Origin of the sequence: Streptococcus sp. k-628, from assembly GCF_013277475.1 — a bacterium.
Taxonomy (GTDB): Bacteria; Bacillota; Bacilli; order Lactobacillales; family Streptococcaceae; genus Streptococcus.
Window position 1 is genome coordinate 25,933 of record NZ_VMMZ01000032.1, and the last position, 11,554, is coordinate 37,486.

Sequence of the window (11,554 nt, forward strand, 5' to 3'; positions counted from 1 at the left end):
ACTTCCTCCTAATTAATTCCAACCGATTTAACAAATCTCATAAATGCTTCTTGTCCGGTTTGAGTATTCTTATAAACACCTGCATCTTCGAGAACTCTCGCAAATACTTGCCCTACTTCATGTTGAACTACGCTATGAACCTCTTCCTCTTTAAGTCCAGGATATTTTTCTTTCAATTGAACGGCCCATTCTAAATGATAATCAGCAATTGCGTTATCTTTTCCTAAAAGATATTTCTCAACTTCTTCTAACTCTGTTTTCAAACGAGGTGGTAAAATCGCAAGTCCCATCACTTCGATTAACCCAATATTTTCCTTTTTAATATGTTGTACATCTTGATGAGGATGGAAAACACCATCTGGGTATTGTTCAGTAGTATGATTATCTCTTAGAACAATATCTAATTCATATCTTCCGTCCACTTTACGAGCAATAGGAGTCACCGTATGGTGTGGGACATCTGCAGTCATTGCAATGATGTCTACTTCTAAATCTGAATATTCTCTCCACTTGTTTAGAATTTTAGTAGCTAAATCTAACAAGCGATTTTTATTTTCACTTTGTAACCTAATTACTGACATTGGCCATTTTACAATACCAGCATTAACATCCTCAAAGTCTTTAAAACGAAATTCACTCTCAAATTTTGCTTTTTCCATTGGGAAAATATATTTCCCTCCCTGGTAGTGGTTATGACTAAGAATGGAGCCTCCTGAGATAGGAAGATCAGAATTTGAACCAGCAAAATATCCTGGCAAAATATCAACAATCTCCAATAATTGTTCAAATGTTTTAGAGGTAATAGCCATTGGTACATGTTGACTATTCAAAAATATCGCATGCTCATTAAAATATGAGTAGGGAGAATACTGGAATCCCCATACTTCGTCACCAAGTTTCAACCGAATAATTCTATGATTCGAACGTGCTGGATAATTTATTCGACCTTGATATCCTTCATTTTCCATACATAGTAAACATTTAGGATAATTAGTTGCTTTTACTAATTTTTCAGCAGCAATTGTTTTTGGATCTTTTTCGGGTTTTGACAAATTTATCGTAATCTCTAGCTCTCCGTATTTAGTTGATGCTCGAAACTCAATATTCTTAGCAATAGCAGAAGTTTTAATATAATCACTATCTTTACTTAACTTATAAAACTCTTCAACTGCTTCTTGAGGTGATATATCATATGAACTCCAAAAAATATCATTTAATCGACTAGGTAAAGGAACTATGAAATTCATTAACTCTGCTCCTAAACATTCCTTTTCCTCGATTAAATCTTTAATTTTACCGTTTTTTAAGGCGATTTCCACTAAGTAATCTTTTATTTGTTTCAGGTCATTTTCATCGGAAATGCGATCAGTTCCCTCCTCACCTATTAACGCTAGTACTCTATTTTTCACATATATTTTGTCAATTTCATTATACATTCCGTATTCAATTACTCTATCAACAAAATTATCAATAATTGTTTTCATATATTTTTCTTTCTAATTTATGTTCCCATATTTTCTATACATTATCCATTTATAAATTGATTGCGTAGTATGAGCAATTTTATCAAGGTGACGAATAATATCTAAAGCACCAATTACTTCAGAAACATTCCCATCATCTTCAAATATGTAATTCATGATTTTCTTTTCAATATTTATACTAAGCTCTTCTATCTCATTCTGTTTTTGTATAACAACCATATCTAAACATCCAGATTGTTCCTCTCTATAACAAGATATAGCCCTATTCATATGCAGTCCGATAACTTCATGAAGTATTTTTATTTCTGAAATAATTTTCTTCAAAATTTCATTATTTTGAATAATCTGTAGATTTTTTAAAATTTCAACAATTCTATCCCCAATACGTTCAATGTCAGTTGATATTTTTATTACACTAATAATTCTTCTTAAGTCATATGAAACAGGATGTTGTAAACAAATTAACTCATATCCTTTTTTATCAACATTTAGAACTGACTCATTTATGATTAAATCTTCTTTAATCAATTCTATTCGTTCTTCATTTGATAAATATTCAAATAACTTCTCGTATTTATCAAGCACAGATACCCAAATGGTCTCTAAATTATTTGATAATTCTATAATTTCATTTTCTAAATATAACCTTAACATTTAGATACCTCTTCTTAACAAAGTTCAATAGTAACAATTAATATTTTAAACAATATATCAAACATCAATAACTAGAATACTTGCATCATCCTTCTTTCCATAGATTGGATCAATAGCAGAAGAATTAAATCTCATCTTAATTAACTCTTCAAAAGTCTTATTTTGATTATTTTGATAGAATTCATAAAAGCCATCGCTCATTAAAACAATTTGTTCACTAGTAACATCTATTTGATTAATAATAGCATGGTCTAAAAATCTCTCATCCAACGAACCTATCCAGTACCCACTCGGTTGATTAGATAATTTTCTGATTTTTTGTAAAATAATTTTTTTATTTAAAGCACTATTTGTACCAATTGAATCTTTTATCTCATTTTTTCCTTTTTCAAATAAGTTATCTACTCTATGATCAGTTATTTCCATTTCGTTTACTAACATGACGCAGTCACCTAGCATCATATACTCCAACTTTTTTTCTGAAAGTTTAGCAAATATAAAAGCAAATGTTGGTAAGCGATAATACTCTGTTAATTCATATGAGTTTAAACCGATTTCATCTTTAACCTCGAGTAAAGCAGTTTCAAATATTTGTTTAAGAGTTTTTGATTCTTTACAATTAACCGACAAACTTTCTGATAAAATATGTACAACTTCTGAGACTGAATAACCTATCTCCTCTTTAGAATTATATAAATCTGTAGCTCCATCGATAATCCAAAAATACTGATTTTGTGAACCTACAGTATCCTCATTTTCTACAGAACTTCCTTGTATCGAACAAATTTTATTTATCTTTACCATAATACTTCAACCCTTTTAGTGTCAAAAGTAAACCAATTCCTGTCACTGTTAAGAATAGTTCCATAATCTTGTTCGAACCAGTCTTTGGTAATTTTTGTTTTACATCTACTATTTCTTTAGATTTATTAATATGATTTTCAGTTTCTCTGCCATCTCCAACTATTTTATAGTTTACTTCTTCTGTCTTATTATCTTGTTTATTGTCGATCTTGTCATTCATTTGTCTATTATCTTTACTTGAGTTAAACTCTCCGTTCTTCTGGTTACTATCAATTACATTATTTGAATTAGATTGTTTTTCCTCTTTGTTTTTTTCTTTTTCGTTTTTATCACTTAAATTATTTGTTACAATTTTGTAAAGCCCATTCTCCGTTACAATATTGAAATTACCATCGCTATCACGTATAACAGCTTCTTTCTCATTTGCATTAGATTTGATGAATGATATATACTTACCGGATAAATTATAAAATTGGTTATTTAAAACGGTTATTTTACCCTTTGAATCCTCAATAACAATTCCTTCTTTACCACCGAATATACTATTCTCTGAGACTACTAAATTATCACTAACTCGTAATAATTCAATATTTGGTTGTTCTGTTTCCTTAGAATTATTATTAATTACATTTTTTGTTACAGTAATATCTGATACTTTTCCTAAATATTCTGCACTATCTTTTGCAACTCGTATCGCTTTTGTTTTAGGATCGGCAATATTAAATATATTTTCGGCGATAACCACCTGTTTATTTAAATCTAATAGGTCTTTAGTGTTTTTATAGCTATAAGCATTTACTAAAGCTGCTCCGCTTTCTCGATAATGTACACTCTCTCCTTTAACTTTCTTATCAAAGCGATTTCCTTTGATTAATACATCAGTGAATCCTGTAAAACGTACACCTGCATACATCATGTTATCAAAATGATTATTTAAAATTTTAATATTAGAGGGGTTCTGTGTCGACAATGTTTGATAGTGTGTGCCAATTGCTGTTACTAATTCCCCAGATTTATCACTTTTGCCAAAATAGGAATTTTGAATAGTCACATTTTCAGATTTTTTCCCATCATCATTCAAGGCATAAGGAAAACCTTTTCTAGTTAATGGTTCAATCTGAATGCTCTCCTTACTTATGATTTGCCCATCCTTCATCGTTTTGGGTAAGGCTTGCCCAAGAAAACGAGAATTATCAACTAATACATTTTTCGAACCTGCAATTTGAATAGCATGCCCTTGATAACTATCCTTGAATGTTACATTTTTTATAGTTACGTTATTTGAATTCCCAATAGCAAATGCACCTGAAGAATTTATAAGTGGTAGATTTTTTGCTTTAGTTCCTTCTTCATTCAAAGCACCGTTCATATCAATAGTACCACCAGAATAACTAATATCTTCTGTTGGGCCCCATTCTACTTGCGCACCATCATCCGTAAATAAACCTGTCATAAAAACAATAGAAGGGTGATTCTTAATATTTATACCATTTAGAATGGTAGCTTTCTCATTCAATTCTAAGTGTGTATGACTTTTTAAAAAAACAATTTCTTTTACTAAATAAGTTCCTTCCGGAAAATATACATTTCCTCCACCTAGCCCTTGAGCTGCAGCATCTATTGCATCTTGAATTGCTTGTCGATCATCATTAACTCCGTCACCTATTGCTCCATAATCTTTAACATTCAAAGCTACGTCTTCGTTCAGATTAGTACTTAAAATAGTATTCACTTCCATCCCAGAGATGTTACCCATCATAGTATCATTTGTTATATCAGGTTTATTTTGATTAATACTCACTCCTCCATTATTATCAGTACTTAAACTTGAATTGTTATCAAGACTGAGAGTATCAGAATGGGGTTCCGCAGATAATGATGTAGATGTGCTACTCAACAAAGAGTTCATTTGCATATTATCTTTAGACGAAGAAGTTTCACCAACTACTTCATTAGCTAAAACACTTTGTGTTCCAATAAATAAAACCGCTAAGAGAACTGAGCAAACTCCCACCTTAGACTTACGAATAGAGAAAACCTCATTTTGTTGAAAAGATTTCATATTAGCCTCCAATTAAAAACATTATGTCCTAATTTAATATTCATATAAATTCCATGCCAGAAAATGACACCGCTGTCATTTTCTTTATAATATATTTTTAAATCAAAATTGTCAAGGAATAACACAATAAAATATCAAAATTGTGAAAGCGTGACCATTTATATATCTAACCATACTTCTAATAATTCTTTAACCTTCCATTCAAAAGTGATTACTATCTTTCTTAGCTTGAACATAAAAATATCCTATTCACTGTATTTAAAGCATGTTGACATCTCGTAAAATACTAATTTATAAATACAAGAACAAATATCTTGTCATGCAAGCATTCGCCAGGTATATTTACATGAATATCGTTCATATAGCGGATTGAAATCAAAACAATACAATATATTTCTTAAATAGATTTTCTATAAAAGCTAGATTCAAGCTCTATAAAAATAAACGCAGTTCTTCTAAAATACTGGAATAGGACATATAAATCATTGCAGACACGTGTTTTATAGATTATTTCAAAAGAATGACTAGAACATGAAAAATAGTCTCAAAACTTTGAACAATATTCTGAAAACAAAAAAGAAAGACGCGAGTTTCCACAACCTCATTCGTGGAAACTCGCGTCTTTCAAAAAATAGGGTGAATTGAAAACTAGAACAAGACACTACATTTTCTAAATGATGCCTAATAAAAATTCTAAATGCTACACCAAATTGCTCACATCTCATTTCAAACCATACAGTATATTGAAACTATAAGAGTACACCTTTGCTTCTAAAATATTGCTAGAAATTAATTTGACTATCCTGATTGATTTGTCCTGTTTTTATTTCATTTTACTATAGGACTTTCAATTGAAAACAACAGTTTTACACTCAATTAGACTTTTTAGAAACAGAATCACTATTACTTGACTGTAGTTTGTCATTTTTTTGATGAAGCTAGTACTTTTTCAGAAACTGTTTTGAAAGTCTCAATGATATAGTCCACTTCTTCATCGCTTAATTTAGTGTGAAGCGGAAGCGTAATTTCATTTTCAAAGAAAGCATAAGCCTTAGGATAGTTGGCCATATCAAAGCCAAGATTCTTATAGGCTGTCAAGAGCGGAAGCGGTTTGTAGTGGACATTACTTGCAATTCCTGCTTTGGCTAATTCTTGGATGATAAGATTGCGTTCTTCTAAGCTCGCTCCTTCTACATGGGTGATGTAGAGGTGGCGTGAAGATTCGACAGTATCAGTCTTATGTGCCAATGGATGGATACGAGAACCTGAAAAACCACGATCATAGCGGTCCACTATCTCCTTACGACGTTCTAGTAAACCAGGGTAACGGTCCAATTGTACCAAACCAAGGGAAGCCATGATATCAGTCATATTGCACTTGTAGGCTGGTGTGACGATATCATATTCCCATGAGCCCAGTTGCATCTTGGCAAGAGCATCCTTAGTTTGCCCATGAAGGGAAAGAATTTGGAATTCCTTGTACATCTCTTCGTCGTCAATCGCTGGATTGGCCTTCCAAGTCGCACTTCCTCCCTCAGCAGTTGTAAAATTCTTAACGGCATGGAATGAGAAGGATGTAAAGTCAGCGATAGAACCAGCTGGTTGTCCTTTATAAGTTGATCCCAAAGCATGGGCACTATCAGAAACAATGACAATACGGTTAAAGGCTTTTTGCCACTTGCTTGAAGCAGTAAAGAGGTCACGTTTTTTCTCCACGACTTGGAACAAACGGTCATAATCGCAAACAATCCCTGCAAGCTCTACTGGGATAATCACCTTGGTTTTTTCAGTGATAGCTTGCTCAAGCAGGTCATAGTCCATCTCAAAAGTATCTGCTTGGATATCCACCATGACAGGGGTTGCTCCCACGTGCGTGATGACACTACATGAAGCTGTGTAAGTCATAGCTGGAACGATGACTTCATCACCAGGCCCCACTTCCAAAACACGCAAAATCAACTCAAGAGCGGCAGTCGCAGAGTTGAGGCAGACAGTCTTAGGCGTCTGTGTATATTGAGACAAGCGACGCTCCAGTTCTTTTGTTTTAGGACCTGTTGTAATCCAACCAGAACGCAGGGTATCCGCTACTTCAGCAATTTCAGCTTCCGTAATATCGGGTGGTGAAAATGGAATATTGTAATTTGGCATTGATTTGCTCCTTTTATCTGTACTCATTTTCTCATGACTACTTTATTTTAGCACTTCAAACACGGTTTGAAACATGATTTTGATGTCTCCAAGGAAACTAAACTCTCGGAGATAGGCGAGGTTATAGCGCATCTTTTCAGGAAGGACGTGTTCGACATAGGCTTGGTCAACTGATAGGCCTTTTTCGGTCATTTGACTGATGATAGTGTCCTCATCCTTGTAGTTGATGCTGGCTGGAGAGGTAATTCCTGCTGGTAAGAGCAAGGTCGCCATCATTTCAGGGCTATACTGCTCTGTGTAGCGCGGAACTTCAGGTCGTGTACCGACAAAGGACATCTCACCTTTAAGGACATTTACCAACTGAGGTAGTTCGTCCAAACGGACACGGCGGATGAAATTTCCCACTTTGGTAATGCGGCTATCGTTAGCAGAAGTCACCAGACTTCCTTTTTTGTCTGCATCCGTTACCATGGTACGGAACTTCCAAATCTTGAACCGACGGTTATACTGGGTCACGCGCTCTTGCTTGTAAATCACTGGCCCCTTGCTATCCAATTTGATCCAAATGCTCAAGATGAGAAAGATGGGAGAGGTCAGAACCAGCAAGACCAAGGCCAAAACCCAGTCCAAACAACGCTTGAAAATCAGCGAACCCTTCCTTTTAGAGACAAGCTGGTAGTAAGACTCAACCTCGCTTGATTTCATTTCCACGGGCAAGTCTTCCCATTTCAGCATGCTGTTTCTCCTTTGTTTTTATTATACTATTTGTCAACATTTTTCATTATACCACAAAATGGAAAAGGCGGTGAAAGAAATCTGTAATTTGAAGAATTTCCTTCTTATATTCAATGAAAATCAAAGATTATTAGGACATGGCTCCCGCTTGCAAACTATACATCTTGTGATAGGTTCCTCCCAGAGCCAAGAGTTCCTCATGAGTGCCACTCTCGATAATGCGCCCCTTGTCCAATACGTAGATACAGTTGGCGTCTTGGATGGTCGAAAGACGGTGGGCGATGGCAATGGTTGTTCGTCCCTGTCTCATCTTAGCCAGAGAAGCTTGAACCAGACTTTCTGTTTCAGAGTCAATATTGGCTGTCGCTTCATCCAAAATCAGAATTTTAGGCTGACTGGCTACTGTTCTAGCAAAGGCCAGAAGCTGACGCTGACCAGTAGAGAAGCTCGACCCACGCTCGGAAACAGGGGCGTCATATCCCTGAGGAAGTTCTTGAATAAAGGAATCTGCATCCACGAAGGCTGCAGCAGCCTGGACCTGCTCATCACTAATGTCTTGGTACATGGCGATATTGGACTTAATGGTCCCATGATAGAGGAAGGGTTCCTGCAAGACCAGCCCGATATTTTTTCTCAGTTCTTCTTGACTGTAGTCCCTAATATCCACATCATCCAAGAGAACTCGCCCTGACTGAAATTCATAAAAGCGCATGAGGATATTGATGATAGAAGATTTCCCTGAACCTGTATGCCCCACAAAAGCAATGGTCTCACCCTTATTAACGGAGAAGGAAATGTCATCCAGAATCGGATGTTTGCCATCATATGAGAAGCACACATGTTCAAAACGGATATTTCCTTCTTTGACTTTAGCCTTCCCATCTTCTTGAAGTGGCTCATAGGTCCTCTCATCGATTAAGGCAAAGACACGTCCTGCAGACACCATAGACGTTTGCAGGGTTGAAAAGTTTTGCGTCACCTCAATCAAGGGGTCAAAAAGGCGGTTGATGTACTGGATAAAGGCATACATGGTTCCAGCTGTTATTCCCAAATAAAGTCCACGATAGCCAAAGTAGGCCATCAAGACAGCATAGCCTAGAAGTTTCAGCAAACTCATGGCAGGTCTCAAAAAGAGGGCATCCAAGGCTACAGAACGGTTGGCATAGACCAAGTGTTCTCGGTTGATCTCATCAAATTCCGCCTGCAGGCGCTTCTCTTGATTAAAGGCCTGGATAATCCTGATTCCCTCGATGTTTTCTGCCAGCTTGCTATTGATATCTGACAAGAGACTTCTGGTTTTCTCAATGATTTTCACTGATTTTTTCCGATAGAGATTGACCAAAAGGAAAATCAAGGGGAGAAAGAGCAAGACTAAAGTCGTCAAACGAAAATCCAACACCAACATGGTATAAAGGGTTGTCAGAAAGATGAAAACTGCTGAGATGAAGCTAGATAAAATCCCTGAAAACATATCGCTGATGGTCTCAGTGTCATTTGTCAAACGAGAGACGATAGATCCTGCTGGCGTCTTGTCAAAATAAGACATGCCCAATTTCTCCATATTGTCAAAGGCATCCCGACGAATATCCCTAACAATACTGTAAGACACCCGCGCAAAGAGAAGATTGCCGACATACTGGACCAGAGTTTGTAGGATATAAAGGCCATAGTAGGCCAGCAAAACGGTCACAGCGAGTTGGTTGAGATTGCTGAGATACTGATCAATAAAGTGGGAAGCCACAAGGGGAATGACACTTTTGATGACCGTCGTCGCTAGGAGAAAACTGAGTGCCAAAAAGGTAAGGAGTCTATAGGGCTTGAGATAGGACATCAAGCGCTTCAATACAGCCCATTGTTCTTTCTTATTCTGCATCTTCTTCTCCTTTCATTTCCAGCTGCTGAGACTGGTAGGTTTGGGCATACCAGCCATCCAAAGCTAGCAAGTCTTCGTGACTGCCTCGTTCGATGATTTGGCCATTTTGCAGAACCAAGATTAGATCTGCATGAACAACCGCACTCAGGCGATGAGCCGTAATAATGGTTGTCTTGTCCTTTCGCGTTTCCTTGAGGTTGTCGATGATGGCATACTCTGTCTTGGCATCCACAGCTGACAAAGAATCATCCAAAATCAAGATATCAGGGTCTAAAATCATAGCCCTACTCATGGCCAGACGCTGCTTTTGACCTCCAGAAAGACTGACTCCCTTTTCACCAATCAATGTATCAAATCTCTGAGGCATGGCTACAATATCTTGGTAAACTTGAGCTAGCTTAGTCGCTTCCTCGACCGCTGAAAGTGGTAAATCAGGATTCCCAAAGCGGATATTGTCTAAGATAGAAGTCGCAAAGAGAAACTGGTCCTGAGGAACATAGCCCATAAGACTACGGAGATCTGTCAAACGATAGTCACGAATATCGTGACCATTTAGATAAATAGCACCCTTATCCACATCATATTCACGCAAGAGGAGCTTGATCAAGGACGTTTTTCCAGAGCCTGTCTGCCCGACTAAGCCCAGGGTTTGCCCTTTTCCCAAACTAAAGTGAACATTTGTCAGTGTTTCCTCATTTTCAAAGGCAAAGCTGTCAACATCGTACTCTAAGCGTCCATTTTCAATACCATCTAAAGGAAACTCGGGGTCTTGTACAGGCGATGCCTGAGACAAAAGATTTTCAATCCGCTGATAAGACACCTTCCCTCGCTGAGTAATATTAAAGAGGAAACCAATAGCCATAAGAGGCCAGACCAACATATCCAAGTAGCTGATAAAGGTGACCAGATTTCCAACCGTAATCTGCCCCTCCTGAACCATCAAAGAACCGACCAAAAGGGTTAAAACATAGGACGAACCAACAAACAAGAGAACCATAGGGTCAAAGAGACTATCGTATTTCATGGTTTGGAGGTTCTTTTGGAAGGTCAATTCATTGACTGCCTGGAAAGACTTCAACTCGTCCGCCTGGTACCCGAAAGACTTGGTCACTTTAATACCTGATACGGACTCCTGCACCTTGTTATTGAGTTCAGAAAAGGCAGCCTGCGATTCGCCAAAGGCCTTATGGGTCTTTCTCCCTAGACGACTGGTCGCATAAGCCATGAAAGGCAAGGGAAGAATGGCAACCAGAGTCATCTGCCATGAAATGCTAAAGAGCATGGTCAGCAAGGTCACTAGAGCCGTGATAGAGGCATCCACGGCAGACATGACTCCGCCACCTGCCAGACGAGTTAAGGCATTGATATCATTGGTAGCGTGTGCCATCAGATCCCCCGTCCGATAGGTCTGATAAAAGGCTGGAGACATTTTAGTGAAATGCTCAAACAAACGAGAGCGCATAATCTGTCCCAGACGGTAGGAAGTCCCGAGGATATACATCCGCCAAACATAGCGTAGATAGTACATCCCAAAAGCTGCAAGTAGCAGGTAAAATAGGTCAAGGAGAAGATCCTGCTGGGTTAATTGTCCCGATGTGATGGCATCAATGACCCGTCCCATGACCATTGGGGGAATGAGGTTGAGGACGGAAACCAAGACCAGAGCCACAATCCCGACTAAATAACGGCGTTTTTCTAACTTGAAAAACCACCAAAGTTTTTGAATAATGGACATAACATCCCTTTCTGATTGCAAATAGAAACCTGAGGCCAAGACTCAATGAAAATCAAAGA

Annotated in this window: 8 protein-coding genes; all 8 read right to left on the minus strand. The window is 37.3% G+C overall.

The annotated features are described in order from the left end of the window. Positions 1 to 8 precede the first annotated feature (8 nt). A complete protein-coding gene (galT, locus tag HT730_RS04695) occupies positions 9 to 1,484 on the minus strand; it encodes a UDP-glucose--hexose-1-phosphate uridylyltransferase (protein ID WP_054422763.1) in 1,476 nt (491 codons plus the stop codon). Between the two features lie 12 nt (positions 1,485 to 1,496). After that, positions 1,497 to 2,138, minus strand: coding sequence for a phosphate uptake regulator PhoU (locus tag HT730_RS04700; protein ID WP_173306954.1), 642 nt, complete (start codon positions 2,136 to 2,138; stop codon positions 1,497 to 1,499). A gap of 57 nt (positions 2,139 to 2,195) precedes the next feature. Next, entirely contained in the window at positions 2,196 to 2,942 is a 747-nt protein-coding gene (locus HT730_RS04705; RefSeq protein WP_084675176.1) for a protein phosphatase 2C domain-containing protein, read from the minus strand. Beyond that, a complete protein-coding gene (locus tag HT730_RS04710) occupies positions 2,926 to 5,004 on the minus strand; it encodes a glycosyl hydrolase family 28-related protein (RefSeq protein WP_173306955.1) in 2,079 nt (692 codons plus the stop codon). The genes HT730_RS04705 and HT730_RS04710 overlap by 17 nt, the downstream gene beginning before the upstream one ends. Before the next feature lie 921 nt (positions 5,005 to 5,925). Continuing rightward, on the minus strand, positions 5,926 to 7,152 hold the full coding sequence (locus tag HT730_RS04715) for a DegT/DnrJ/EryC1/StrS aminotransferase family protein (RefSeq protein ID WP_173233235.1): 1,227 nt from the start codon (positions 7,150 to 7,152) through the stop codon (positions 5,926 to 5,928). 42 nt (positions 7,153 to 7,194) lie between these two features. Then, on the minus strand, positions 7,195 to 7,887 hold the full coding sequence (locus tag HT730_RS04720; RefSeq protein ID WP_061087659.1) for a sugar transferase: 693 nt from the start codon (positions 7,885 to 7,887) through the stop codon (positions 7,195 to 7,197). Positions 7,888 to 8,017: 130 nt separating this feature from the next. After that, entirely contained in the window at positions 8,018 to 9,760 is a 1,743-nt protein-coding gene (locus HT730_RS04725) for an ABC transporter ATP-binding protein (protein ID WP_173306956.1), read from the minus strand. Next, positions 9,750 to 11,495 carry an ABC transporter ATP-binding protein gene (locus HT730_RS04730; RefSeq protein ID WP_173306957.1) on the minus strand — a complete coding sequence of 582 codons (1,746 nt, stop codon included), beginning with the start codon at positions 11,493 to 11,495 and terminating at the stop codon, positions 9,750 to 9,752. Before HT730_RS04730 ends, HT730_RS04725 begins: the two co-directional genes overlap by 11 nt. Between the last annotated feature and the right edge of the window lie 59 nt (positions 11,496 to 11,554).